Below are 26446 nucleotides of genomic sequence, written 5' to 3'. Positions count from 1 at the left end.
CATTGTCGACTTCATAATTGCCTGGCGACCGCCCGTTGTAGAGGGCCAGAGCACGATACGGCTAACGAGATCACGCAGCGCAAAATGCCCGCAAGCGCCTGAGCGGCCCGCCGACGCTAATCAGCGCCAGCGATAATACAGCGTATTGACCTGTTCTGCTGGCTCGATTGGCTCTGCTACGTCGTCCACCAGCACCTCTGGTTCAGCTGTTTCGACTGGCTCGGCAGCTGGTGGAGCGACTTCAACCAGGCGCTGATCCAGCATCAGCATGCGCTCAAGCTGAGCACGGTCACCGGCAAAATCGACGCTGAAGTGCACACGATCACCTTCAACCGAGAGCAGGCTGGGTTGCTGCTCCATACCCAACTGCTGCAGCGTACGCTGCAGGTTGGCAAAGGCATCAACACTGTTAATACCGCTGACTTCCAGCTGCCAGCCAGATACCGGGGCAGCCGAAGACGCCCCGCCCACGGCGTACTGCCGATGAACCTCGGCAGCAATCGCCTGCATCAACTCGTCAGCAACCGCCAGAGGGTCCTCACTGCTGGCCTTGCCGGTCAGCTTCCGGTCATTCAGCCACAGGGTCCATTGGGCACCCCAGGTGTCCGCTTCATGGCTGACCGACAGCGCCAGCACACCCTCGCTGGAGTAGCGATCACTGGCGCTTTCCAGCACATCCTGGCTCGCGTCCACCACATCCTGCTCACTGACGCTGCTGCGATCTTGCAGATCGGCCAGCGGTTGCATAAGAGCAACACCACGGTAACGCCCGGCGGTTTTTAACGCCTGCCCCATATCACCGGAAGTACCGAGAAAATCACGGCTGTAATCATCTCCCTGCACTGCCCAGACCAGAATCCCCGGACGATTACGCCCGAGAACCGGCACACTGGCCTTCCCCAACGCCTCGCGCAGCAACACGGGATCAAACTCGACACGCAACGCGCCATCGTCGCCTAGCGAACCAACCTGGCGGGTAACCCGGGTTGGCTCCGCCAGCACATCGGCCAACGGGCCGCTATCGGTCTTTACGCCGGCGCCTGCCAGCCGCTCCAGCATCACCTTGGCTGCGACGGCCAACTGGGCAGACTGATCAGCCTCAGCGTGGGGCGGCACATCGACCTGATATAGGGATTCGACGACAGCCGCCTGGGAAAACAGCGGCAGACAGAATGAGACAAGACCGATACAGGCGTTACGCAACAGGGGCATGGACAGTTCCGTCGGATAGCTGGAAATTTTCACAGCCACGATAATGCTGCGATAACCCGCTACATTAACCAAGCCTCGCAGGCGCGGCAACCAACTTGCCGCAGACCAGCGCAGCATGCCGCATTCAGTACGTCGGGAGACCGCGTTCGGCATGGCTCTGCCGAGCATGAATTGGTAGACTATGCCGCTATTCGAAAGCGCCTGCCCGCACAGCACCCAAGGCGTGTCGAGCCCTATCCTTTTTCAACAGTTCGAGAACCGCTCATGAGCAGCCAGACGCCTTCCAAACCCTCGATCAGCTACAAAGACGCCGGTGTGGACATCGCCGCCGGTAACGCCCTGGTCGACCGTATCAAGCACGTTGCCAAGCGCACCGCGCGTCCGGAGGTAATGGGCGGCCTGGGCGGCTTTGGCGCCCTGTGCGAAATCCCTGAAGGCTATCGCCAGCCGGTACTGGTCTCCGGTACCGACGGCGTCGGCACCAAGCTGCGTCTGGCGATGGATCTGAACATGCACGACCAGATCGGTATCGACCTGGTCGCCATGTGTGTAAACGATCTGGTGGTCTGCGGTGCCGAACCGCTGTTTTTCCTCGACTACTACGCCACCGGCAAGCTGAATGTGGATGTTGCCGCTCAGGTTGTGACCGGCATCGGCGCCGGCTGTGAACTGGCCGGCTGCGCGCTGGTTGGCGGTGAAACCGCCGAAATGCCCGGCATGTACGAAGGCGAAGACTACGACCTGGCCGGCTTCTGTGTTGGCGTGGTCGAAAAGGCCGATATCATTGACGGCAGCAAGGTCATCGACGGCGACGCCCTGATTGCCCTGCCCTCCTCCGGCCCACACTCCAACGGCTACTCGCTGATCCGCAAGATCATCGAAGTCGCCGGTATCGACATCCACAGCACCCAGCTCGACGGCAAGCCACTGAGCGAACTGCTGATGGCGCCGACCCGCATCTACGTCAAGGCCCTGCTGCAACTGATCAAGCAGACCGGTGCCGTGAAAGCCATGGCCCACATCACCGGTGGCGGCCTGCTGGAGAACATTCCGCGCGTTCTGCCGGAAGGCTCACAGGCAATCATTGATCTGGCCAGCTGGCAGCGCCCCGCCGTATTCAACTGGCTGCAGGAGCAGGGCAATGTCGACGAAACCGAAATGCACCGGGTGCTGAACTGCGGCGTTGGCATGGTCATCTGCGTTGCAGAAGAGCAGGCCGAAGCTGCCCTCCAGAGCCTGCGTGACGCCGGCGAGCAACCCTGGATCATTGGCCGTATCGCCAGCGGCGCAGAAGGTGCTGAAGCTGTTGTTCTGCAGCACGGCAACTAAAAGGTGCGCAGCCGTATTGTTGTCCTGATCTCCGGATCAGGCACCAACCTGCAGGCACTGATCGACGACCTCGCCGGCGCGGATGCGCCGGCCGAGATCGTCGCGGTCATCTCCAACAAGGCCGAGGCCTATGGCCTGGTCCGCGCCAGCGACGCAGGCATTGAGACCCGCGCCCTGGACCACCGCAACTTCACCGACCGCGCTGCATTTGACCAGGCACTGATCGCCGAAATTGATGCATTCCAGCCTGATCTGGTGCTGCTCGCCGGCTTCATGCGCATTCTCACTGCCGATTTTGTGACACATTACCGTGGCAGACTACTCAACATTCACCCCTCACTGCTACCGCGACACAAGGGTCTGCAGACCCACCAGCGCGCACTGGACGAGGGCGATGAAGAGCACGGAGCCAGTATTCATTTCGTCACTGAAGAACTTGATGGCGGTCCAGTAGTCATACAGGGACGAGTGACCGTTCACCCGGACGATGACGCTGCCAGTCTGGCCGCTCGCGTACAGGTGAAGGAGCACCGTCTGTATCCGCTCGCAGCGCGCTGGTTTGCAGCCGGTCGCCTGCGCCTGGAGGGTGATCAGGCCCGTCTGGACGACGTGCCCGTTCCGCCCAGCGGGTTAAGACTGGAAGACATCGAATCCGGCAGATGAGACAAGACCAGATGCATGCCAACACGACCATTAAAAGAATAGCGCACCATCGTTTTACCAAACCCCTCGCAGGCCTGCTGCTCAGCTTAACTGCCAGCACCGCCAGCGCCCTCGAGCTGGAGCCATTCAGCGCCAGCTACGCCGCAGACATGAAAAACATCCCGGTCAACGGCGAAGCCATTCACAGCCTGCAGCCCAACGCCGACGGCAGCTGGAAGCTCTCCTTCAGCGCCAGCATGTTCGTTGCCCGGCTAACCGAGCAAAGCACCCTGCGGGTGGCCGACAATCAAATTCAGCCGATCGACTACCACTACGAGCGCCGGGGCCTCGGTCGGGGCAAGGAAATCCTGCAACACTTCGACTGGCCCCAGGCGCAGGTCACCGGCACCTACAAGGGCGAAGCGTTCAGCCTGCCGACCGAACCCGGCTTGCTCGACAAGACCACCTACCAACTGGCCCTGCAGGCCGATCTGGCTGCCGGCAAGAAGGACATGACCTACCGCGTAGTCGACGGCGACGAAGTAGAAGAATATGAATTCCGCGTCGTCGGCGAAGAACGGGTGACAACCCGTGCCGGCCAATTTGACGCCGTTGAAGTAGAGCGTGTGCGCGAGCCCGACGCACGTCGTGAAACCACCCTTTGGTTTGCCAAGGACTGGAACTACCTGCTGGTTCGCCTGAGCCAAATTGAAACCGATGGCCAGCACTATCAGATCATGCTCAAGGAAGCGACCGTCAACGGCCAGCCGGTTACCGGCATCCCGGTCAGCAACGACTAAGACCACAGCGCCGCCCCACGGAGCTGGCTTTGCCCGGATAACAGGCACAAAAAAACCGCGACAGCCCAGGCTGTCGCGGTTTTTTATTGACCAGATCAGGCCTTGGTGAAGCGACCACCCGCTTCAGCCAGCTTGACCAGACCGGCGGCCGGCTTCCAGAACTCGCCACGCTCGGCTTCCAGCGCACGGATCTCGGCCAGCACCTTGTCCAGACCCAGGCTGTCGGCGTAGGCCATCGGACCAGTGCGGTCGGCCGGGAAGCCGTAACCGAAGCGGTAAACGCGGTCGATATCTTCGGCAGACTCGGCAAAGCCTTCGTCCAGAATGCGCGCACCTTCGTTGACCAGCGCCAGGATGCAGCGGGTCACGATTTCGTCAGCGGATACGTCACGGGCGGTGTAGCCGGCTTCTTCCGCTACTTCACGGGCCATCATGTCGGTTTCCGGGTCGTGGATCGCCTGACGGCTGCCCGCTTCGTACTTGTAGAAGCCATGGCCGCTCTTCTGACCGAAACGCTCCATTTCACACAGCTTGTTGTCCAGCCATACGATCGGCTCGCCACGACCGACGCCGGCCAGCTGACGGGAACGCCAGCCCAGGTCGACACCAACCACGTCGTACATGCGGTACGGGCCCATAGCCATACCGAAGCCCTGCAGCGCCTGGTCAACTTCCCACGGAGTGGCGCCTTCCAGCACAACTTCGCGAGACTGGCGAGAGTACTTCTCCAGCATGCGGTTACCGATAAAGCCGTGGCAGTTGCCAGCCAGAACCGCTTCCTTGCCAATCTTCTTGCCAACGGCCAGACAGGCGTCCATAACGTCCTGAGCAGTTGCCTTGCCGCGAACGACTTCCAGCAGCTTCATGATGTGTGCAGGGCTGAAGAAGTGCAGGCCCAGAACCTGAGTCGGACGCTGGGTCGCAGAAGCGATTTCGTCGATATCCAGGTAAGAGGTGTTGGTGGCCAGAATCGCGGACGGCTTAACCGCCTTGTCCAGCTCGGCAAAGATCTTCTTCTTCAGATCCATGTTTTCATAGACAGCCTCAACCACCAGGTCCATGTCAGCCAGGTCTGCGTAGTCCTGAGTGGTGCTGATGCGGGCGACACGAGCCTGTGCTTCGGCGTCGTCAAAACGCTCCTGGGCAACCGAGCGCTTGTAGACCGCAGCGATTTCAACCAGCCCCTTCTCCAGCATCTCGCCGTTGACGTCCAACCAGGTGACCGGGTAGCCAGCATTGACGAAGTTCATCACGATGCCGCGACCCATGGTGCCAGCGCCGATAACGCCAACCTTCTTGATATCTTCAAACGCAGCCATGTCAGCTACCTCCGGATAATGTGAGCAAGATGAAGTACAAAGACTGTTCGGTATGCAAAGGCGGCCGACTGGCCGTTCTGCGGGGACCGATACAGTACGCAAATTGCGCCCGGAATGGACCCCCGCCACACTGATAAAGCTTATTCACAGCATGAATAAGGCAGAAACTACCGCACTCAGAGAACAGGCAGTGGGTCACCTACCGACCATTCAGCGGCCGCGCGCTGAGCCTTCTTGAGCTGACTGGCGCTAAGCTCATTGGCCACCACATCACGCGCCTCGCGGGCACCTTCCAGCCCCTGTCCGGCACTGAGCGCGAACAGCATGTAGGCCATCGCGTTGTTGGTGCGTATACCCTCACCGTTCATATACATGATCGCCAGGTTGAACATCGCACTGGGCTCACCCTGACTGGCTGCAGCGCCATACCACTTGATCGCCTCGAGGTTGTCCTCTGGCGTGCCCTCACCCTCGTCATACATGATCGCCAGGTTGTATTGGGCATTGCGCTCACCCTGCTCGGCGGCAGCGGTGTACCACTTGATCGCAGCCTGATTGTCTTCGGCGGTGCCTTCACCCTCGTCGTACATCAGCGCGAGGTTATACTGAGCCTTGGCATGGCCCTGTTCGGCTGCGAAGGAGTACCAGTTGATCGCCTCGGCGTCATCCACCTTGGTGCCTTCACCTTCGTCGTACATCAATGCGAGGTTGTACTGGGCATCCTTGTGGCCCTGCTCTGCGGCCTTGCGGTACCACTCGATGGCACGACGGTCATCGACCGGCACACCTTCACCCTCGTCATACATAATCGCCAGGTTGTATTGCGCTGCCGCGTCACCCTGCTCGGCAGCTGCGGTGTACCAACGGATGGCCTCACGATCGTCCAGCGGCACGCCTTCGCCACTGTCATACAGCAGCGCCAGGTTGTACTGGGCGTCGGCATGGCCCTGCTGCGCCGCCATCAGGTAGTACTCGGCGGCTTTGCGGTCGTTGGCCGGCACACCCTCACCCACGTCGTACATCAACGCCAGATTGTATTGCGCGTCGGCGTGACCCTGCTCGGCGGCGCGCAAGTACCAGTCGATGGCCTTGAGGTCATCCACTGGCACGCCTTCGCCTTCGTCATACATCAGCGCGAGGTTGAACTGCGCCGCCGCATTGCCCTGCTCAGCGGAACGCGTGTAGTACTCGATGGCCTTGAGATCGTCCAGCTCGACGCCCTCGCCCATGTCATACATGTAGGCAACAGAGAACTCAGCCTCGGCATCGCCCTGAGCAGCTGCTTCGCTGTACAGCTCGAAGGCCTTGGCGTAGTCCTGCTCGACGCCCTCACCATCGTAGTATCGCTGCGCGAGCTCCCGTTGGGCTTCGGCATCGCCATTGAGCGCCTGACTGATCCACTGGGTGATCTGGGCACGCAGATCGCCTTTCTTTTCGTATTCAGTAACCGCCTGCAGCGGTGTAGAGAGCAAAGCGCCGGTCAGACCCAGCGCAAGCAGTGAGGTAACTTTCATTCAATAACCGTCCCTGTAGCCATGAGGAGGCCGCGCAGTGCGCGGAGCGTCGGCAAATGATACCGAAGTGAAACGATATGCCTACCCCGAAACAGCGGATTCGTGACCGAATCAGATATCGCCGACCAGTTCGCGCACGTATTCATCAGCACCCGGCCCCGCCTGGACCTCAACTTCCCATGCTTTCAACGGCCGACCATCGGCCGACAGCACTTCAGCACCAAGAATGGGGCGTCCAGAGCGCTTCTCAAGCAGCAGCATTCGGTCGCCACGGCCGTTGGGGCGCCATTTCTCACCCCACTGCATGAGACTGATGATGACGGGATACAGGTCCATACCGGCAGGCGTAAGACGGTACTCGAAGGATCGTCCATCGGCGGCGGACGGGACTTTCTGCAGCACGCCTGCGGCAGTGAGTTTCTTCAACCGGGTACTCAGCACACTGCTGGAGATGTCCAGCTGGCGCTGGAAGGCATCAAAGGTACGCATGCCATGAAAGGCATTGCGCAGAATAAGCAGCGACCACCATTCACCGATGATCTCGGCAGTTTTCACGACACTGCAGTCGATATGGGTGGTCTGCATGGAGATATCCTGACAGGAAAACCGCCCGGCGCGGACCGGGCGGCGATCCGAGTTACAGCATCGACACCAGACGGGCGCGAATGATCTCTTCGGCCTGCTTCATGATGCGCTCGATCAGATCTTCACAGCTCGGGATGTCGTGGATCAGACCGGCAACCATACCGCAGGACCAGGCCCCCAGATCCATTTCACCGTTCTGCATGATGCGCGGGTAAACGCCGGCCACTTCGTCGATGATGTCAGCGAAGGTCAGCTTGTCGCCCAGCGCCTTCTCTTTCTCGACGATGCGGGCAACAGCGGCGTTGTTCAGCACGCGCTCGGTGTTGCGCAGCGGACGCATGACCAGGCGGGTATCCAACTCAGAAGCCGCAACGATAGCCTGCTTGACGTTCTCGTGAACCGGCGCTTCCTTGGTAGCGATGAAACGGGTACCCATGTTCATGCCTTCGGCGCCCAGCGCCATGGCAGATACCAGCGAGCGGCCGTCAGCCATGCCGCCGGAGGCAACGAACGGGATGTCCAGCTCTTCGGCAGCGCGCGGCAGCAAAATCATGTTCGGGATGTCGTCTTCACCCGGGTGACCGCCACACTCGAAGCCGTCAACAGAAACAGCATCGCAGCCGATGGACTGGGCTTTCAGCGAGTGACGAACGGAGGTGCACTTGTGGATGACCTTGATGCCGGCGTCTTTCAGCAGCGGCATGTATTCCTGCGGGCTGCGGCCAGCAGTTTCGACGATCTTGACGCCGCCCTTGACGATAGCGTCGATGTAGCCCGGGTAGTCAGGCGCGTTGACGGTCGGCAGGAAGGTCAGGTTGACGGCGAACGGCTTGTTGGTCAGTTCCCGGCACTTGGCGATTTCGTTGGCCAGATCAGCCGGGGTCTTCTGGGTCAGACCAGTAATGGTACCCAGACCGCCAGCGTTGGAAACGGCAGCCGCCAGTTCGGCAAAACCAACCCAGTGCATGCCGCCCTGGAGAATCGGGTGCTCGATGCCGAACAGTTCTGTAATACGTGTTTTCACTTTGTTTTCGCCTCTTGCTGGGAAATGACGGGTCGACCGTGCCGACCAGTGATTTAGCTTCGGATCGAGAAGCTAAATCCTCCATTCATAAAAAGCAAGGCGAAACCCGCCGGGCGGTAGTGCTGAAATATCAGCCCACAAGCAGGATGAATAACGACTGAACAGTCAGTGCGTGAAGCCGTTATGTGCATGGCAGTACATACGCTGCCGCTCGCTACCTACCCGATTGGCGTTGCCGCATCGCTCGCCCAGCCACGCCTTGGCTGCTTTGCGACAGGTGCGGTACTCGATGGAGCCACGGCGATAGTTACTGCAGAAACTGGCGTTATCGATCCGGCTGTTACGGTAAGTGTAAGAGGTCCGCCAACGGGTAACCCGCCGCCGGGCATCCTCCCACTTGACGGTCGCCTGACCTGTACCGTTCAGCCCCCGTGAACGAGGCGACTCAACCCGCCGTGACTCTGTCCGTGCGTACTCACGCACGTGACGAGACTCCATGACGTTAACATCGCGGCGCGGCACATAATTGTCATCACTGAACGATGTTTGCCGCTCATCCGACGCGGCTGCAGTTTGCCCCTGCGCAATCGACCGAGCAGCAGCCAGATCCGCCTCGGAGATAGTCGACTCGTACTCACCTGGCGGCTCCACGGGCGGCGGCGGAACGCTCACCGGGGCCGGTGGCGCGGCCTGCTGATGAGCGGGTGCAGACGCGAAAAACCGATCACGCAGCCGCGCAACCAACTCGGGCTGGGTGGTGTACAGGATCAGCGCGACAAGAACGCCCCAGAATCCCCAACGAATCAGCCGTTCGCCTGATTCACCTGCGCCACGGCCACGCTGCGGCCGCTCATCCCAATCTGCTCGCATGCAAACTCCCTGTTTCCTCGCAGCTCGTCCTGAGCTGTCGTAGCAGCAATGCAGGTCATGCTATCGAGCCATAGCATGTTAGGTGCCGATAAAGGCCTGAAATGTGATCAAGCCCAAATCGGCAGCAGCAATCAGTCAGCGAACACCGGCCATCGCTCGACCACCTGCCCGCCGCGCACCGCCAGCAGATCCCCAAACTGCAGCAGTACCGCTTCGCTCTGCCTGGGACGCAGGAACACCAGCTCATCAAGCTGCAGTGCCGTATTGGCGGGCGCCAGCAACAACTGCTGATTGGAGCTGCTGCCATAAAGTGAACTCGGCGCCAACCCGCCAGGCGAGACCGGATCAGCCAGCCAGTTGCCACCGTAGACAAACATCGCCTCACGGCCCCGAGCGGACAGACGGGACAGTAACCGCGGCAAGCGACCAAGGCCGGGCAAGGTCAGCGAAGGCGCACGTTTTAGTACCGGCGTAGCAATAAACAGCGCCGGCATGTGATCGGCCAAGCTCGGCAGATCAAAATGCGTGGGTTTGAGTAGCCCGCTGCCGAGCGCCAGCTCGTTGCTGATCCGCTCTTGATCATGCAAGCGATAGGTCGGGCTACCCGCGGTGTTGAGTGTCAGCGCGGGCTGACCGTCCGCTGCCAACGCCTGAGCCCAGAGGGCCGGCGCCTCACACTGCACCTGCTCCACCCGCGCCTGATAGGTCGCCATTGCCTGTGCGAGTAAATGCTCCGGTGCCCCCAACAGCCGCGGCACCATCGCCACATGCGGCTCGTAACCCATAAAACCGGTAAAGGCCAGATGTTGCGGGTGTCGTTGAATCACTAGCAGCAGCTCACGCAGCATCAGCACACCGGCCTCGCCTTCGGGAATGCCGCCACGATGCAGACCCACATCCAGCTCGATATTCACGTTCAGGCGAATCCCGCGCCGCTGTGCCAACGCCAGATACTGCAGCAGCCGCTCAGGCGAATCGATCAGCCACTGCAGTTGCCGCTGCGGATCAAACTCCCCCTGATGCAGCCGATAGAAACGTTCAGCCAACGCCGCCGGCAGCGGCTTGCCAAGCAGAATGTCGGCATCCGGCCAGTGCTGCGCGTCGAGGTTAAGAAAGGGTTGGTGAAACGACATTAACCGCCGGGTGCCCGCTCGCCGGGCAATATAATCAAGCAGTTGGAACGACGGCAGCGACTTCTCCACCAGCCGCAACGTCTTGCCGGTCTGCGTGGCAAAGGCCACCGCTTGATCAATATTGTGATCCAGACGATCCAGATCGACGATCAGCCGCGGCAGCAACTCACCTTCCTGCTGCAAGGCGGCCTGCAGTTGGCCGAAGTACGCATTGTGTCCTGTCATGGCATCACCAGCAGCGTGCGCAAGTGATCGTTGAGCATCCGCCCTTGCGGGTCCAGTTGCTCACGTACGCGGCGAGCGTCATCCCAGCGCGGATACAGCTCCGCCAGTCGCACCGCATCTAGCGAATGCAACTTGCCCCAGTGGGGACGCCCGCCGTACTTCCAGAAAATGGGCTCCACCAGGTTGAACAGCGGGCGGTAATCCGTGCAGACATGCTGATGAATCGAGATGGACGCGCTGTCACGCCCGTAGAACGGCGAGAGCCAAGCCTCATCTGCCGCCACCGTGCGGTACTCCAGCGGAAACAAGGTGCGCAGCGACGAGCGTTGCACCGTCGTCAGCACCTCTTCCACGCATTCCAGTCCGCGTGCCAAGGGCAGCTCGTATTCCATTTCATTGAAGCGCGACGCCCGCAGGCTAGGGAAAATCTGGTAGGAGCGCCCGACTCGACGCACCTCCGAGTGCAGCGCGATCAACAACCGCTGCATCAACGCATCTGCGCCTGCCACCCCGTGGGCAATCCGTGAGGTGATATCCAGCACCTTGTCGACCGGCAGATTAAAACGGGGCTGTGGGGTCGGCGGCTCGGTTGACTCGTTCAGTACCTTCACGACAGCCTTGTCGGTGCGGAAAAACGCCCAGAACTCGGCGTGGCGGTTATTCCGTGCAAGCCCCTCAAAACAGCTCAGCACCTCAGCCAGCGGCAGCAGGTACTCGCGCTCCGCCAGGTGATAATGGGGTCGGTTTTGCAGGGTGATCTGGGTGATCACGCCCAGCGCACCAAGCGAAGTTGCCCCCGCCTGCAGAATGTCCGCATTGCGCGAGGAATCAGCGTCGATCACCTCACCGCTCGGCGTCACCAGCCGCAGTCCACGCACCAGTGCAGAGAACGACCCCAAGCCCAGCCCGGTGCCGTGAGTCGAAGTACCGCAGGCGCCCGCCAGCGACTGCGCATCAATATCGCCCTGATTGATCAGTCCCTGCCCGAGCGGCCAAAGCACACAGCCCAACTCATGCAACGGCGTGCCAGCCATCGCAGTGGCCGTCAGCCGTTCAGCGTCGTGGGATACCAGCCCGCTCAGATGATCAAGAAAAACCAGATTCCCTGCCGTTTTGCACAGTGCACTGAACGAATGCCCCGCCCCGGTTACCCGAACCTCACCGGTCGAGCCCTGCAACAGCGCAACCAACTGGTCCTCGCTACCCGGACGCCACCAACGCCCAGGCATCGCACGCTGCGACCCTGACCAGTTGCGCCATTCACCCTGCGAACTCACAGCCGCCGCCATACCCACTCCTTGTCATTGGACCCGGACCAATCCAGGGACGCGGTACACTGCCGCGACAACCTGATCATTGCGCGAGATGGCGACGGGAACAAGGGTGAAAATTGAGGCAGAAAGCGGCAGCACAGGTAAATGATGCGCTGACTCGGTGCGACGCACAGGATTATCGCGAGGGTAACCAGAGCACAAAAAAAGGACCTTGGCTTGCGCCAAGGCCCTCTTTGTTTGACGGAGTAGCCCGATTACCGTCAGCCGATTCGCGTCCCGGCATTCCCTCGCAGAATGCTTGACGCATCCTCCAGGCGGCCGATAGCGGCGATCTTGCCGGTTCCTGCGAACCGCGCTGCGGCCTTTGCCTTTGGCAACATCGAGCCCGCCGGCAGGCTGATGTGGTCGAGATCATCCACGCTCAGAGCACTCACCCGTTGGGCCTGCGGCGTACCAAAGTCGCGGTATACCGCATCAACATCGGTCAACAGAAGCAACGCATCGGCATCTATCTGCTCTGCAAGCAGTGCGCTGGCCGCATCCTTGTCGATAACCGCCTCCACGCCAACAAGGCTGCCATCGCGCCGGCGTACCACGGGAATGCCACCGCCCCCCGCGCAGATGACAATCACATCATTGCGCAGCAGTATCTTCAGCACTGACAAGTCCGGAATTTCAAGCGGCGCCGGCGACGGAACCACGCGACGCCACTTGTCACCATCCTGCGCAATCGACCAGTTGGCGGCAGCGGCCCTGCGCTCAGCTTCGGCCTTTTCGTAGACAGGCCCGACAAACTTGGTCGGCTTCTGAAACGCCGGGTCAGCCAGATCCACCACTACCTGGGTCAACAGCGTTGCGACCGGCTTCTGGTGATTGATGGCATTTTCCAGCTCCTGCTCGATCATATAACCGATCATGCCTTCGGTCTCGGCACCCAGCACATCAAGCGGGTCGGCGCCAGCAGGTCGATAGGCCGCGCCCTGCAGGGCCAACAGGCCGACCTGCGGCCCATTGCCATGGGTGATCACTATCTGATGGCCTTCCTTGATCAGCTCCGCCAGCGCGGCAGCGGCCTTGTTCACGTTGGCCCGCTGGGTCTCTGCGGTCATGGCCTCTCCCCGCTTGAGCAGAGCATTGCCCCCCAGAGCGACGACGATCAGCATGCTAGCCTCCCAGGGTCGCGACCAGAACCGCTTTGATGGTGTGCATTCGGTTTTCCGCCTGATCGAACACAATAGATGCCGGGCTCTCGAATACCTCCTCCGTCACTTCCATGCAATCGAGGCCGAATTCACGCTGAATTTCAGCCCCGACAGCGGTTTCCGTATTGTGGAAGGCCGGAAGACAATGCATAAAGCAGGCGCGCGGATTACCGGTTTTCTCCATCACCTCGCGGGTGACCTGATAGGGCTTGAGCAACTTGATGCGCTCTGCCCATTTATCCTTGGCCTCGCCCATGGAGACCCAGACATCGGTGTAGATAAAATCCACCCCCTGCACAGCCTCATCCACGCTCTCGGTCAGCATGAGACGCGCACCAGTCTGCTTTGCGATTTCTTGAGCCTCACGCTGCACGCTCTCTTCAGGCCAGCAGGCACGCGGAGCACAGAGGCGCACATCCATGCCCATTTTGGCGCCACCGATCAGCAGACTGTCGCCCATGTTGTTGCCCGCATCGCCGAGAAAGGCGTAGGCAACCTGATGCAACGGTTTGTCAACATGCTCCTGCATGGTCAGGAAGTCAGCCAGAATCTGGGTTGGGTGAAACTCGTCCGTCAGCCCGTTGTAGACCGGAACACCCGAGTAATCAGCCAGCGTCTGCACCACCTCTTGCCCAAACCCCCGGTACTCGATGGCGTCATAGATTCGGCCAAGCACCCGCGCGGTATCCTTGACCGTTTCCTTGTGACCAATATGGTTCCCGGAAGGCCCGAGATAGGTCACTCTGGCGCCCTGATCGTAGGCGGCCACCTCGAACCCAACGCGGGTTCGGGTGGAGCTCTTTTCAAAAATGAGCGCAATATCCTTGCCCTGCAGACCAGGACGCTCGGTACCGGCGTACTTGGCCGCCTTGAGATCGGCTGCCAACTTCAGCAGAAAAGCGATCTCTTTCGGCGTGTAGTCGCGCAGCGTCAGAAAGCTGCGATTTTTCAGATTGAATGCCATAACCTGTTGTCTCCTGTCCTGTTCACAGCGGGTCACGTGCTGTTGGGCAGCTCATGCAATGGCCGCCGCCACGGCCACGGCCAAGCTCGGCGCCAGGAATCTCCAGCACTTCAATACCGGCTGCTTTCAGCTCAGCGTTGGTATCGTCATTGCGGTCGTAACCGATGACTACGCCGGGACGAATCGCCAACACGTTGTTGCCATCATTCCACTGTTCACGTGCCCGCTCCTCCTCGGTAGCGCCACCCGTGGGCACAATGTGCAGCTTGCTGTAGCCGAGCACCTCGGCCACGATCTCGAAGATCGGCCGCGGGTCCTGACGGAAATCCAGTGCACCTTCAACATTACCGGGGCGGATGTCGTAGCACACCAGCTCATCCGCCACTTCCTTGAAGGTTGTCACCACATCGCCACCGCACAGGGTAAAAACGGTGTCCAGGTGCATGGCCGAACGGGACTTGGGTATGCGGAAAGCCAGCACGCGCTCGACCACACCCTTGGCGAACAGGGCCTGCGCCAACTGGCCGACCGCTTGCGGCGAGGAGCGCTCCCCCATGCCAACCAGTACCGTCTTGTTGCCGACGGGCATGATGTCGCCACCTTCAAGGGTCGCCAGGCCATGATCGACTGTCGGGTCACCCCAGTGAATGTTCGTGCGGCCGGCGAAGTTCGGGTGGAACTTGTAAATGGCGGTATTCAGCAGAGTCTCCGGACGACGGGCGTTCCAGTACATAGGGTTAACCACGACACCGTCATAGATCCAGGCGCTGTTATCCCGGGTAAAGAGCGCGTTTGGCAACGGCGGCAATACAAATCCGTGGTGTCCGATGTAACTGCCGAACAGCCCCGAAGGCTCAAATGGCAACTCCTCTACCGTCAAGCCACCCAGCAGGTGCGTCGCCAGCAACTCGCTCGGAATCTCTTTCATCCAACTGGTCAGCTCCGCTTTCGCCCCCACCCCTACCTGGTCTGCGGTAATTCGGTGATCGAGCACCCAGCTGCGCGCCTCTGCATTATCGAGAGTTTCTGCCAGTAGGGTGTTGACGTCCAACACCTCTACCCCTTCGTTGCGCATCGCCTGGGTAAAGACGTCGTGATCCTTTTGAGCCTGCTTTACCCAAAACACATCATCAAACAGCAACTCCTGGCAATTACCAGGGGTCAAGCGCCGGTGCGCCAAACCAGGCCGGCAGACAACCACCTGGCGCAGACGCCCAGTTTCAGAATGCACACCAAGCTTTTGTACAGACATATCCATTTCTCCATATTCCATTGGTGAACCGCTCAAAGCAGGGTGGAAATGCTCAGAACGACGGTTATGAACAGGGTCAAAATAAGCAGCAGAGGCCAGATGAAAACCAGCCAGCGGTCATAGGAAACCCGGCCAATGGCAAGCCCGCCAACCACGACTGCAAATGTCGGATTGATGAAGTTCACCAGCCCGTTTGCAGACTGATAGGCAGTTACGACGAGGTCACGCCCTACGCCAGCGAAATCGGCCAAAGGAGCAAGAATCGGCATGGACAGCACGGCCAGCCCGGAAGACGATGGCACCAGAAAACTCATAGCCGCCTCAATCCAGAACATCAAATTGACAAAGGTCAGCCCGCCGACGCCGTCCAGCGCTTGTGCCGCACTGTGCAGCATGGTGTCTGCGATCAGGCCGTTCTCCATGATCACCACAATCCCGCGCGCCAGCCCAACAACCAATGCCACGCCCAGCAACTCTCTGGCACCGTCAACAAAATGATTGGTGAGGCCCTTCTCACCCAGCCGCGCAATCACGCCGATAACGATCGCAGCGCCCAGGAACAGCGCGCCCATTTGTGCCATCCACCAGCCTTGCGATGAAACGCCCCAGATCATCACCGCGAATGTCAGCGCAAACAGCACGAGCACAACCGACTGTATGCCAGTCAGGTGATCACTATGCTGCTCAGCTTCCTGACGCTTCAGGAAAAAGGCCTTGTGCTCTTCAAACTGTTTGGCAACAGCAGACCTGGACGGGTCCCGCTTCACCCGATGGGCATAGACCATTACATAGGCGATGCAGATCACCAGACCGCCGAGCAGAATCACGAACCGCGGGATAATCCCGTCAGTGAAAGGAATACCCGCCGCATTAGCGGCAATGACCGTCGCGAACGGGTTGATCGTCGAGCCAAGCACACCAATGCCGGCACCGACCAGAATGATCGCCACGCCGGTGACGGAGTCATACCCCGCCGCCATCATCACGGGAATCAGCAAGGCATAGAACGCCAGCGTCTCCTCAGCCATGCCATAGGTCGTGCCACCGATGGCAAACAGACTCATGAGTATGGGGATCATCCAGATTTCATGGCCCTTCAGGTGGACCATCGCCGATCGTATGCCGGTATCAATGGCACCCGTGGCATTCACTACCCCGAGAAAGCCCCCAAGAAAGAGCACGAACAGCGCCACATCAATTGCATTGGCAACATAACTATCCGGATCGTAAAAACCCGCACCGGGTGCCAGCATCACCTCTACGATGCCTTGCGGATTCGGCTCAACCTGATGGTAAGTCCCGGCGACCGCCACCTCACGTCCAACCGCCTCATTCATCTCGCGGTCATACTTGCCTGCCGGAATGATCCAGGTGAGGCCGGCCATCAGAATGATAAGAAGGAAAAGTATCGAATATGCAGTGGGAAAACGGGAAGCCAGATCCTGGCTCTTATCTTTCTCAAGCTCGGGTGCACTGTCCATTGGACACCTCCAGAAGAATGAAGCCCTGTCCGCATTCACCCCTGACACGACGCACAGGCAAGGGCAAATCCATTCAAACGACCATTAATAAACAGCCGTAAAGCCGAATACTGACACTATTGAATGTATCAGCACCTAGACATACGTTAGTTGATGCAAATCATTTTTTGAGAATTATTTTCAACTGGTTAACCAGATCATGTTTTTCTTGGCGTCGTTCGCGCCCCAAACCGGCCAATGAAAGCTCTCTGCTTCAGCCCTCCTGACTGCCAAGATTCTGGGCATGGTCGAGCAGATTCGAACAGGCTATCGTGCGCGGCATGAGCCTCGCCGGCGCGCTCGCGTTTTTGCGGCAAGCAGAAACCCTCAGCGATAGCGCTGATCACTTTGGCAGGAGAGAGAAAGTGGGGGCTGAAGATTGCGGGCATACCACGCTGGCGATGCCCGCACAGTGCGCTTGGTAACTCGCTGAAAAGTCTGCGCTGCAGATCCGCTCGACAGTTTCGGAGGCTAAAAAAGAAAAACCCCAGCTTGCGCCAAGGTCTTTCATTGTCTGGTAGAGAGGGATTACTCGGCGCTGAGCGCCTCGCCCTCGGCTGAACCAGCCTCGGGTCGTCGTCGCTCCGCTCCGACGTTCCTGCGCCAGCGGTGCTGGCTCCGGTCGAACCGTTAGGGTTCTCGGCCATCTTTTCACCGCACAAACGAAAGAGCCCCAGCTTGCGCTGGGGCTCTTTCGTTTGTCTGGCGGAGAGAGAGGGATTCGAACCCGTTTTATACGGCGTCATTTCTGGCCTTTCATAGCCTAAACCCTTGTACCACAAGGGGCTCCTCGTTTTCTTCCGGTCATAAAAGGACTTTTTGTGACAGTGTTTTCGACACATTTTCGACACTGTTTGAGCGACTATTACTTAAAGTCAGCAATCCTGTGGTCTGTATGCATACGAAACTGTAACCTGTCTTCACAGCTTGTGGGGTAGCACGCCACCGGTCAGTTGTCAGTTGACAACCTCATTTCATTTGATTAATTTTGCTTGTGGAACCTTTACATGCCGAGAAAAAAGCATCCAAAAAAGGAAATTGAAGAAGCTGTCTCATATGCTGAATCGAAAGGCTGGACTCTTCGGGCAGCTGCAAACAGCGCTCATGCTTGGGGAATGCTCTACTGCCCTAGCAATGACAGTAATTGCAGATGCGGCGAATTTTGCATCACAAGCGTATCAAGTACCCCAAGGTCGCCAAGCAACCATGCAAGGTTGATAAAGAGAGTCGTCAACAACTGTACTTCTAACAATGAAGACAATTTGGCGGAGAAAAAAGATGAATGAATTCGAATTTACGTTAAAATTTGCATTAACTGACACTGACACAGACGCCACCGTGTTCTTTGACGCCCTTATGGAAGCTGGCTGCGATGACGCTGTAGTTGGCTTCGGACAGAAAGGTAAGGTAGCTTTGAGCTTCTGCAGAGAGAGTGCAACTGCCTTTGACGCCATAACTTCTGCGATCCTTCAAGTACGTAAAGCTATACCTGGCGCAACCCTTATCGAAGCGTCTCCGGACTTTGTGGGTCTATCTGATGTTGCAGGGATACTCGGTGTGACCCGTCAGTATGTTAGGAAGATTATGTCTAATAACGTTGACTCCTTCCCTAACCCTGTTCATTCGGGTAAATCTTCGCTATGGCACCTGCATTCTATTTTGCTGTGGGTTTCAAAATTTAACTCTCGACCTATCGATCCAACCACTTTAGATATTGCAAAATTAACCATGGAATTAAACTTTGCTCGAGAGAGCGTCCAGCTTGCTGACAAACCTACACCGGAAATTTACTCACTCGTATCTAACGGCTAAATACCATTAATACTTGATATTGGATAATTATAGGCGCAGATATGGGCTTTCCAGGCGAGCAGCTAGTAATTAAGCTTTGGGAGACGCTAGCCGAGAAAGGTGTAGGCTCGTTACTAACACCTTGGCAAATTAAGCGGAATGGTGCAGCTCAAGCAGAAATTAGGCGCCGGGAAATGCTGCTGCTAGCCCAAACCGAACTCGATATAAAAGACCTTCGTGATGGTAATAAAACACTTTCGGAAATACCTTTAGATGTACCTTTCGCCTCACTCCCGCGATCTGCCTCTCTTCCTCAGCCTCAAGGCCGAATAGAGCCAACTCTGAATCTCGGACTTGCTTTAAAGAAAGCGTCCTCAATTAACATTTCAGACACCTTAAAAAGGGAGATTAATACCGCGCAAGCAATTTTCATAGCCGAAGAAGTTCTTAAGCACGATGACAACCCTCTTCCGCAAAATGATATTTCGGAAGACTGGCTTTACCGTTGGCGGGACTGTGCATCGGAATTCTCTTCCGAGACAATGCAAAAATTATGGGGCAAAGTTCTAGCAGGCGAATTGAAGTCTCCTGATTCTTTTTCCTTGAGGACTTTGGATTTCATTAGGAACTTGTCACCAACAGAAGCCATATCCATACAGAAAATATTTAAATACGATATAGATTATCGCGTCTGGAGAACTGAATTCTTAGAAGATGAATTGACCTTTGGTTACATCTTAGAGCTTCAAAATTTGGGGATTATTTCTGGAGTTGGATCTGAACACCTAATGGTTTTCTATAAATCAAAATCCTCTAAAACCTTCGACCTAACTATACAGGCATGCAATCTACACTTAAAAATAACAAACCCTAATCCAAAGCAAGAGCTTCACATCCCTATTTTCAACTTCACATCTCTTGGTAGAGAATTATTCAAGCTAGCCAACCCCGACCCAGACATCGATTACTTAAATAAATTTGCTGATTATGTTAGATCCTTAGGCTTTAAGGTTCTTATCTGCTGAGCGTCACAGCAAGCTATAATCTAATTTATCTGGCTTTCTTAGCTCCCCACTGAGACCGAGACTTTTAGTTATTAATTGCCAAAACTGAACCAACCTCCCTTTCTAAATAACTTACAAGTATTAAAATTATATTGCTCTTCCCTCTTTTATTCGTTAATCCTTATCGCTAACTTTTCTTACTTTTTCAAGCCGGATTAAACCGCAACCATCCACACTCCGCATTATGACCTCTATCAAGCTATTTCAATTTATCAGTCTTCCAGGAAAACCAGCGCGCAGCAGCTTCTTTAGTGATCGCTATCCCTCGCTTTGACTGTCGCGTACGGAAAACAGCGATTCAATGAACCTGTCCACCGTCACGCCGTCGCCAACCTCCAATGCTGTCATTGTCTCGGGTACTCAATCCCAGCTTGAAAGCGTGGCCGCTGTGCTTGCTGAAATAGACCGGCCTCGGCGTCAGGTTCTGATTACTGCCGTGGTGGCTGAACTGGCTGATGATGACTTTGAGGCACTCGGCCTGAACGTGGGGGCTGATTCAAGTCGCCTTGGCGTGGCAGGTTCAACGATCAGGCCGTCTGATCGCTCCGATCTGGGCTTTAGCGTTACCTTCTCCGGGCCTACGTTATCGGCCTTCCTGCAGGCGGTGAGATCGACCGGGCGAAACCGGATTCTATCAACGCCCCAGCTGCTCACCCTCAACCGGGAACGGGCCTCTATCGTCGTCGGCCAGAACGTCCCGTTCGTGACCGGGCAAACCACCAGCGGTTCTACACCTGCCGCCGATCCGTTCCAGACCATCGTGCGTCAGGATGTGGGGGTAACCCTTGAGGTCACGCCGTTTATCACGCCCGCCAACGCTATCGAGCTGCAGGTGATGCAATCCGCTTCAACGGTGGCTGATGACACGACTGCAGCCGACATCATCACCAACACCCGCAAGGTTGCCACGCGGGTACAGCTGCAGGATGGGGAAGGGGTGTTACTCGGCGGTCTGCGGTCCCAGCAGACGGATGAAAGTCTGTCCCGCGTTCCTGTGCTCTCTGCCATTCCTTGGATCGGTAAAGCCTTCCAGCACCGATCACAGCGCACCAGAGCCACCAACCTCGTCGTGCTGATCACCGCCCGTATCCATACCGAGGCTAACCCTGTCGCCGTGGCCGATCTGGAGCAGTTCCAGATACGCGCTAGCGCCGCTGCCGAGGGTTTCGGCGCAGCCGGTGCGCTCGGCAACGGCGCGGCGCGCTGACGTCCCTGTAACACGTCAGATAAAACCGTGTTGAAACGATCATTAGTGGCCTATTTCGGTCTTTCCAGTCATTCCAGATATATCTTTTTTGCATCTAAAATATATCGATGTTATATAAGATATATACCGATATTACACGAGACTATCCATGCGCATTACTGCAGACCAAAAGCGGCAAATCGTTTCAGCCTACCAAACCAAAGGCTACGGAAAAGAGCTAGGAAAACAAATAGTTAGACGCTCCCCTCCGGAGGTCCTCAACATGATTCTACGCCGCATCAGGGAGGGAGGAGTCTTGCCGCTACCGGACGCCCATGGTGTTGGACGTCCACTTGGCTTAGACCAGCTCAACGCAACGAGCGAAGCAAGGGCACTAGCACCTATTCCAGAGCTAGCCGAGGAAACCACGAAGGCTGAAACAAAGAACGTCCTATTCAGCTTCAAAATAGGGAGTGAGGATCTAGAGGCTCTTAGGAAGCTGAGTGATCGGGACGGCGAGTCAGTGGCGGTATTGATCCGCCAGGCGGTAAGAGGATATTTGATCAATCGTGGAGTGAAGAGATGAGTGAATTTAGCTCACAGCGACAAAACCCTGTTGAAGAACTCGACCTGATACTCAAAGCTTACGAATCGCTTCAGGTGCTCGCGGACTCCAGATCTTACGAGGGGGAGGTCATAGCAGATCTAGTAAGACAGCTAAACATGAGGCTGTCTGATGAGCTAGCCCGGCTTGAAGTCAATACTGCCACAACGAAGAGCTATCAACCTCTTCGCCCGGTGTAGACCGCCTTCCTTCGCCCCTGTAGCTGCTTTTCTACGGGGAGCTAGCGAAGTCTGCTCACTGTAGAAGAGCGGCATGCAAGCGAAGCGCGCAAGCTTTCGACACATATGTCGACACTTTCCGAATCTGAAAAAGAAAAACCCCTGAAATCTTAACGAAATCAGGGGTTTATCTATCGCGTCTGGCGGAGAGAGAGGGATTCGAACCCTCGATACGCGATTAACGTATACACACTTTCCAGGCGTGCTCCTTCAGCCACTCGGACACCTCTCCGGATCTCGGTCACAGGCTACCCTGCTACCGAGGCGCGCTAATGTATCGAAACGCAGGCGCTTTGGCAAACCCTTTTTCCATTGTTTTCAACCACTCGTGGCTGTGACTGCCGCGGACTCGCCAGTCATGAATTAGTTGGTAAACTGCCTGCTTTCTGCTGCGGCACTGATGCCGTAGGACTTTACTATGTGAGGACTTTCTGATGAGCGAGCTGGTCTCCTATCGTTTCGCTGACGGCGTTGCCCACCTGAGCCTGGACAATGGCAAGGTCAACGCCCTGTCGCCCGACATGATCGCTGCGATTAACGCTGCGCTGGATCAGGCGGAAAAAGACCGCGCCGTGGTGGTACTGAGCGGCAAGCCCGGCATTTTCTCCGGCGGCTATGATCTGAAAGTCATGACCTCAGGCCCGGACGCGGCCAAAGCGCTGGTCGCTTCCGGCTCGACGCTGTCGCGTCGCATGCTGTCGCATCCCTTCCCGATCGTGGCGGTCTGCACTGGTCACGCGATTGCCAAGGGTGCGTTCCTGCTGCTGTCCTCCGATTACCGACTGGGCGTTGAGGGTCCGTTCAAGATCGGTCTGAACGAAACCGCCATCGGCATGACCATGCACCACGCCGGTATCGAACTGGCGCGCGCCCGCCTGACGCCAGCAGCCTTCGGCCGCGCGGTGATCAATGCCGAAATGTTCGATCCGGCAGAAGCCGTAACCGCCGGTTTCCTCGACAAGGTAGTCGCTGCCGATGACTTGGAGGCGACAGCCATGGCCAAAGCCAAAGAGCTGGCAGCGCTGAATATGACTGCGTTCCGCCAGACCAAGGTCAAGAGCCGCAAAGCCTACCTGGAACTGCTGGACCAGTGCATTGAGCTGGACCGTCAGCACGACCTGAGCTGACACCTGCGGTAACCGTGGTGGAACTGCGCCGCCGGCGCAGATGCAGTAGTCTGTGCATCTGATTGCAGCGGAGCAGTTCCTACCATGGATTCAGTTACCCAGATTGTTCTCGGCGCCTCCATTCAGGGCGCGATGCTTGGCCGCTGGCAGGGCCGCAAGGCGCTGATCTACGGCGCTGCGCTCGCCACGGTGCCCGATCTGGATGTGCTGATCGACTACGGCGACGCCGTGGCCGATATGACCTACCACCGCGGGTTTAGCCACTCTCTGTTCGTGCTGGCAACACTTGCGGCGCTGCTGACATGGCTGATCCGCAAGCGCTGGCCGAACGCGGAATACAGCAGCCGACGGCTGTTTGCCACCCTGGCATTGGTGCTTTGCACCCACCCTCTGCTCGACAGTTTCACCACCTACGGCACCCAGCTGTTCTGGCCACTGCCGATCCCGCCGATCGCTATTTCCAGCATTTTTATCATCGACCCGCTCTACACCCTGCCACTGCTGCTGGCGATGCTGGTGGGGCTGTTTATCGGCCTTGGCCGCAGCGGTTTGCGCTGGCAATACGCCGGTCTGCTGCTCAGTTCGCTGTATCTCGGCAGCACGCTGATCGGTAAGCAGATGGCAGAACACCAGCTTCATGCAGCACTGGCACAGCAAGGTATCGAGCCGGAGGCGACCTTCAGCACGCCGACGCCATTCAATACCCTGCTCTGGCGGGTAATGGCGGTCGACGGCGATACGTATTATGAAGGGTTGGTCGGCTGGTTGGATCGTGAACCGCTCACCCTTACGGCGCTGCCGACCCATGCCAGTGAGGCGCAGCAGGCGCTGGCAGAATCACCGCAGGATCAACGACTGCGCTGGTTTACCGGCGAGCGTCTGCGCTACGACCTGATCGATGGGCAGTGGGTGGCAACCGATCTGCGCCTTGGCATGAGCGGCTACCATCCGTTCCGCTTCGCCCTGGCCACCGTTGACCCCGAAACCGGCGAGGTTCGACTGATCCCGCAGGTGGAGCAATGGCCACAACGACGACCGGATGTCGCCGCATTGCGCCTGATGGCCGAGCGGGCGCTGGACGCAAGAGCGCCGCTGTCGATTGCCGAGTTGTCACGCTCACTCGCCGAACCGGCGGCCCATCAGCAACGGTGATGGCCGCACTGGCTGTCCGCTGAGCCAGGGATTTTGCGATAATGCCCGCTTTTGCCCGAGGGGGAACGTGAAGATGTCAGGCCTTTCGCCAGCCAACACTGCAGCATCCCATCGCCACCTGGCGATGGTCGCCGCACTCATGGCGATCTTCACGACCATCTTCGCCAGCAACGTGCCCACCCCTCTGTACTCTGTCTGGCAGGCGAAAATGGTTTTTTCCTCCACCGCACTGACCGCCGTATTTTCGATCTATGTACTCGGCGTCGTAACCACCCTGCTCACCCTGGGCTCGCTGTCAGACAAGATCGGCCGCCGCCAGATGATGGTACCGGGCCTGCTGTTTATTCTGGCTGGCGCAGTAATGTTCATATCGGCCCGTGATATCTACGGCCTGGGAATCGCCCGGGTGCTAACCGGCATCGGCACGGGGATTGTTACCGGTGCATCCTCTGCCGCGCTGGTGGAGCTGGAGCCGGATGGCAACTGGACACGGGCCGCCACCCTGTCGGCGCTGTTCTTTACCCTGGGCGCCTTTGCTGGCCCGACCGTCAGTTCATTGATGCTTGGCCTGGGCGATGCCGCACTGGTATGGCCATTTGCGGTGACACTGATATTGGGCGGCATGACCGTTGCCCTGCTACTGCTCATTCCCTGGCCTGCCGATATAGGCCAGCGCCACCCCGATTTCCGCTGGCGCGCATGGCGCCCGACGACCATCAAGGTGCCACGGGAAATGCTCGGCGCGTTTATCTTTGCTGCTGCGGCTATCTGCCTGGCCTGGTCCACCGGCAGCTTATATGCCTCACTGGGCCCCTCACTGGCGACCAAACTGGTCGGCATCGATGACCGCACCAAGGCCGGGCTGTTCGCCGCCGGCTGGCAGTTGATGGCAGGGATAAGTCAATTTGCCTGCAAACGCCAGCCTCTGGATCGCCTGCTGCTGGTTGGCCCGACCACGCTGATCATCGGTCTGGGCGTCATGGCCGCCGCGGTGATTTACAGCTCACCCTGGATGTTCACCCTCGCCACTCTGGCGACGGCCAGCGGCGCTGGCGCGACCGGTGTGGTCGGCATCGCTTCCATCAGCAACACCGCACCGGCCGATCAGCGCGGTGGGATCAACTCAGCGTTTTACCTGATGGCCTACCTGACCATGGCCTCGGTGGTGTTGGGCGTCGGCTTTGTCAGCGACATGATCGGCTTTGCGCCGACCGTGCTGGGCTTTACCAGCGTCATCTCCTGTGCAGCATTGGCACTGATGCTGGTCGCACTGAGCAGCAAGCGCGTCTCGCTCTGGTGATCAGCCGAGCAGCCACCAGCGCCAGAGAAAGAACACCAGCATGCTGCCGAAGATGGTCAACAGCAGGTTGCGGCTGAACGCGGCAATCAGTGCAGCAACAATGCCACCGACCAGATAGGCGTTGTCCAGCGTCAACTGCAGCCCCTCTCCGTTCGGCATCAACATCGCCGGGACAATGATCGCCGTCAGCACGGCAACCGGAACATACCCCAGCCCCTGCTTCACCAGCGGGCTGAAGCGTACCCGGTCTCCAACTGCGAATAGGGTGTAGCGAATGGCAAAGGTAATGGTGGCCATGCCCAGCAGGAGGGCAATCTCAAACTGACTCATTGGCGACCTCCTCGGCTCGCTGTCCAAGCGCCCAGCGCTCAGCCAGCACACCGGTAGCCACACCTGCCAAAGCGGCAAGCATCAACCCCAGCTTCCAAGGCAGATCATAGGCCAGAACCGCGACAACACCGGCGACGACCGCAGCCAATAGCATCGGCCGGGTGCGCAGCAGCGGCACGACAATGCCGGTGAAAGTCGCGACCATGGCAAAATCCAGCCCCCAACCGGCAAGACCCGGCAGGGCGTTCCCCAGCAGGGCACCAATCAGCGTGCAGATAAACCAGTTGCTGTACATGGCAATGCAGGAGCCGAGGAAGTACCAGTGCTTGGTCTCGTCAGGCATCTGCGGATCCTGATAGTGACGATGTACCACAGCAAAACTCTCATCGGTCAACCAGAACGCCAGCGGAATCTTCCAGCGCTGCGGCAGATGACGGACATAAGACATCAGGCTGGCGCTGTACAACATATGTCGCAGATTGACGATGAAGGTGGTAAGCAACAACACGAACAATCCCGTGCCACTGGCAATCAGGCTGACCGCAATGAACTGGGAAGACCCGGCAAAGACCAGCGCCGACATCAACAGCGTTGCAGGCACAGAAATCCCGCTGGCAACGGCAAGCGTGCCAAAGATGATACCGAACGGCAAAGCGCCGATCAGCATGGGAACAGTGTCGCGCGCGCCGCGCAACAGGGCATTGGTTTTGGCAGACATGGGGCTAACCGGCAGGCTGAGGCAGTATCAGAATATTCAAAGCAACAGCCTATCCGGCCCAACAAAAACA

General features: G+C 58.0%; 25 protein-coding genes and 1 tRNA gene. 11 read left to right on the top strand and 15 right to left on the bottom strand.

Annotation, left to right across the window (positions count from 1 at the left end):
* Nucleotides 1–120 precede the first annotated feature (120 nt).
* On the bottom strand, nt 121–1212 hold the full coding sequence (locus tag ACKPCU_RS07790) for a DUF2066 domain-containing protein (RefSeq protein ID WP_321351186.1): 1092 nt from the start codon (nt 1210–1212) through the stop codon (nt 121–123).
* Between the two features lie 264 nt (nt 1213–1476).
* Between ACKPCU_RS07790 and purM the strand changes: the two genes are divergently transcribed.
* From purM to ACKPCU_RS07775, 3 genes are read left to right on the top strand one after another with little or no spacing between them, the layout of a single operon-like run.
* Entirely contained in the window at nt 1477–2541 is a 1065-nt protein-coding gene (purM, locus tag ACKPCU_RS07785) for a phosphoribosylformylglycinamidine cyclo-ligase (RefSeq protein WP_104737070.1), read from the top strand.
* A 3-nt stretch (nt 2542–2544) separates the two neighbouring features.
* Nucleotides 2545–3204, top strand: coding sequence for a phosphoribosylglycinamide formyltransferase (purN, locus tag ACKPCU_RS07780; protein ID WP_321351184.1), 660 nt, complete (start codon nt 2545–2547; stop codon nt 3202–3204).
* Nucleotides 3201–3983, top strand: coding sequence for a DUF3108 domain-containing protein (locus ACKPCU_RS07775; RefSeq protein ID WP_321351182.1), 783 nt, complete (start codon nt 3201–3203; stop codon nt 3981–3983). The genes purN and ACKPCU_RS07775 overlap by 4 nt, the downstream gene beginning before the upstream one ends.
* 95 nt (nt 3984–4078) lie before the next feature.
* Here the strand turns inward: ACKPCU_RS07775 and ACKPCU_RS07770 are convergent, their stop codons facing one another.
* From ACKPCU_RS07770 to ACKPCU_RS07720, 11 genes are all read right to left on the bottom strand, one after another.
* The gene (locus ACKPCU_RS07770; RefSeq protein WP_321351180.1) at nt 4079–5302 is read right to left on the bottom strand and encodes a 3-hydroxyacyl-CoA dehydrogenase; all 1224 of its coding nucleotides are present in this window, start codon (nt 5300–5302) and stop codon (nt 4079–4081) included.
* 176 nt (nt 5303–5478) lie between these two features.
* A complete protein-coding gene (locus tag ACKPCU_RS07765) occupies nt 5479–6816 on the bottom strand; it encodes a tetratricopeptide repeat protein (RefSeq protein WP_321351178.1) in 1338 nt (445 codons plus the stop codon).
* Between the two features lie 111 nt (nt 6817–6927).
* Nucleotides 6928–7401 carry a winged helix-turn-helix transcriptional regulator gene (locus ACKPCU_RS07760; protein ID WP_321351177.1) on the bottom strand — a complete coding sequence of 158 codons (474 nt, stop codon included), beginning with the start codon at nt 7399–7401 and terminating at the stop codon, nt 6928–6930.
* A 52-nt stretch (nt 7402–7453) separates the two neighbouring features.
* Complete coding sequence (locus ACKPCU_RS07755) at nt 7454–8425, bottom strand: NAD(P)H-dependent flavin oxidoreductase (RefSeq protein WP_104737064.1); 972 nt, start codon at nt 8423–8425, stop codon at nt 7454–7456.
* A gap of 165 nt (nt 8426–8590) precedes the next feature.
* A complete protein-coding gene (locus ACKPCU_RS07750) occupies nt 8591–9295 on the bottom strand; it encodes a hypothetical protein (RefSeq protein ID WP_321351174.1) in 705 nt (234 codons plus the stop codon).
* A gap of 131 nt (nt 9296–9426) precedes the next feature.
* On the bottom strand, nt 9427–10653 hold the full coding sequence (locus ACKPCU_RS07745) for an alanine racemase (RefSeq protein ID WP_321351172.1): 1227 nt from the start codon (nt 10651–10653) through the stop codon (nt 9427–9429).
* On the bottom strand, nt 10650–11942 hold the full coding sequence (locus tag ACKPCU_RS07740; RefSeq protein WP_321351170.1) for a D-arabinono-1,4-lactone oxidase: 1293 nt from the start codon (nt 11940–11942) through the stop codon (nt 10650–10652). Before ACKPCU_RS07740 ends, ACKPCU_RS07745 begins: the two co-directional genes overlap by 4 nt.
* Nucleotides 11943–12187: 245 nt before the next feature.
* Nucleotides 12188–13090 (bottom strand): carbamate kinase, encoded by a 903-nt coding sequence (gene arcC, locus ACKPCU_RS07735; RefSeq protein WP_321351168.1) that lies wholly within the window; start codon nt 13088–13090, stop codon nt 12188–12190.
* Between the two features lies 1 nt (nt 13091).
* A complete protein-coding gene (gene argF / locus ACKPCU_RS07730) occupies nt 13092–14093 on the bottom strand; it encodes an ornithine carbamoyltransferase (RefSeq protein WP_321351166.1) in 1002 nt (333 codons plus the stop codon).
* 22 nt (nt 14094–14115) lie between these two features.
* Entirely contained in the window at nt 14116–15351 is a 1236-nt protein-coding gene (locus tag ACKPCU_RS07725; protein ID WP_407651833.1) for an arginine deiminase, read from the bottom strand.
* A gap of 26 nt (nt 15352–15377) precedes the next feature.
* Nucleotides 15378–16826: a YfcC family protein gene (locus ACKPCU_RS07720; RefSeq protein ID WP_321351161.1), complete on the bottom strand. Its 1449-nt coding sequence runs from the start codon at nt 16824–16826 to the stop codon at nt 15378–15380.
* Between the two features lie 1046 nt (nt 16827–17872).
* Between ACKPCU_RS07720 and ACKPCU_RS07715 the strand changes: the two genes are divergently transcribed.
* The 5 genes from ACKPCU_RS07715 (at nt 17873) to ACKPCU_RS07695 (ending at nt 21492) form a co-directional block, all read left to right on the top strand.
* Nucleotides 17873–18151 (top strand): hypothetical protein, encoded by a 279-nt coding sequence (locus ACKPCU_RS07715; protein WP_321351159.1) that lies wholly within the window; start codon nt 17873–17875, stop codon nt 18149–18151.
* Nucleotides 18144–18677 (top strand): helix-turn-helix transcriptional regulator, encoded by a 534-nt coding sequence (locus ACKPCU_RS07710; RefSeq protein WP_321351158.1) that lies wholly within the window; start codon nt 18144–18146, stop codon nt 18675–18677. The genes ACKPCU_RS07715 and ACKPCU_RS07710 overlap by 8 nt, the downstream gene beginning before the upstream one ends.
* Nucleotides 18678–18718: 41 nt before the next feature.
* A complete protein-coding gene (locus tag ACKPCU_RS07705; RefSeq protein WP_321351156.1) occupies nt 18719–19681 on the top strand; it encodes a DUF2806 domain-containing protein in 963 nt (320 codons plus the stop codon).
* A 340-nt stretch (nt 19682–20021) separates the two neighbouring features.
* Nucleotides 20022–20927: a type II secretion system protein GspD gene (locus ACKPCU_RS07700; protein WP_321351154.1), complete on the top strand. Its 906-nt coding sequence runs from the start codon at nt 20022–20024 to the stop codon at nt 20925–20927.
* 148 nt (nt 20928–21075) lie between these two features.
* Nucleotides 21076–21492 (top strand): ribbon-helix-helix protein, CopG family, encoded by a 417-nt coding sequence (locus tag ACKPCU_RS07695; protein ID WP_321351151.1) that lies wholly within the window; start codon nt 21076–21078, stop codon nt 21490–21492.
* A 398-nt stretch (nt 21493–21890) separates the two neighbouring features.
* Here ACKPCU_RS07695 and ACKPCU_RS07690 read toward each other — a convergent pair.
* Nucleotides 21891–21981 (bottom strand) — tRNA-Ser (locus tag ACKPCU_RS07690).
* A 202-nt stretch (nt 21982–22183) separates the two neighbouring features.
* Here ACKPCU_RS07690 and ACKPCU_RS07685 point away from each other — a divergent pair.
* The 3 genes from ACKPCU_RS07685 (at nt 22184) to ACKPCU_RS07675 (ending at nt 25328) form a co-directional block, all read left to right on the top strand.
* Nucleotides 22184–22876, top strand: coding sequence for a crotonase/enoyl-CoA hydratase family protein (locus tag ACKPCU_RS07685; RefSeq protein ID WP_321351149.1), 693 nt, complete (start codon nt 22184–22186; stop codon nt 22874–22876).
* Nucleotides 22877–22960: 84 nt separating this feature from the next.
* Nucleotides 22961–24028, top strand: coding sequence for a metal-dependent hydrolase (locus tag ACKPCU_RS07680; protein WP_321351147.1), 1068 nt, complete (start codon nt 22961–22963; stop codon nt 24026–24028).
* Nucleotides 24029–24101: 73 nt separating this feature from the next.
* Nucleotides 24102–25328, top strand: coding sequence for an MFS transporter (locus tag ACKPCU_RS07675; RefSeq protein WP_321351145.1), 1227 nt, complete (start codon nt 24102–24104; stop codon nt 25326–25328).
* Here the strand turns inward: ACKPCU_RS07675 and ACKPCU_RS07670 are convergent, their stop codons facing one another.
* Together ACKPCU_RS07670 and ACKPCU_RS07665 are read right to left on the bottom strand one after the other, a co-directional pair.
* Nucleotides 25329–25658: an AzlD domain-containing protein gene (locus ACKPCU_RS07670; protein WP_321351143.1), complete on the bottom strand. Its 330-nt coding sequence runs from the start codon at nt 25656–25658 to the stop codon at nt 25329–25331. It lies immediately after the preceding gene.
* Nucleotides 25645–26376: an AzlC family ABC transporter permease gene (locus ACKPCU_RS07665; protein ID WP_104737053.1), complete on the bottom strand. Its 732-nt coding sequence runs from the start codon at nt 26374–26376 to the stop codon at nt 25645–25647. The genes ACKPCU_RS07670 and ACKPCU_RS07665 overlap by 14 nt, the downstream gene beginning before the upstream one ends.
* Between the last annotated feature and the right edge of the window lie 70 nt (nt 26377–26446).

Origin of the sequence: Halopseudomonas oceani (genome assembly GCF_963677335.1) — a bacterium.
Classification (GTDB): Bacteria; Pseudomonadota; Gammaproteobacteria; order Pseudomonadales; family Pseudomonadaceae; genus Halopseudomonas; species Halopseudomonas oceani.
The sequence above is the reverse complement of the archived record's forward strand: the minus strand, read 5'-3'. Positions and strand labels throughout refer to the sequence as shown.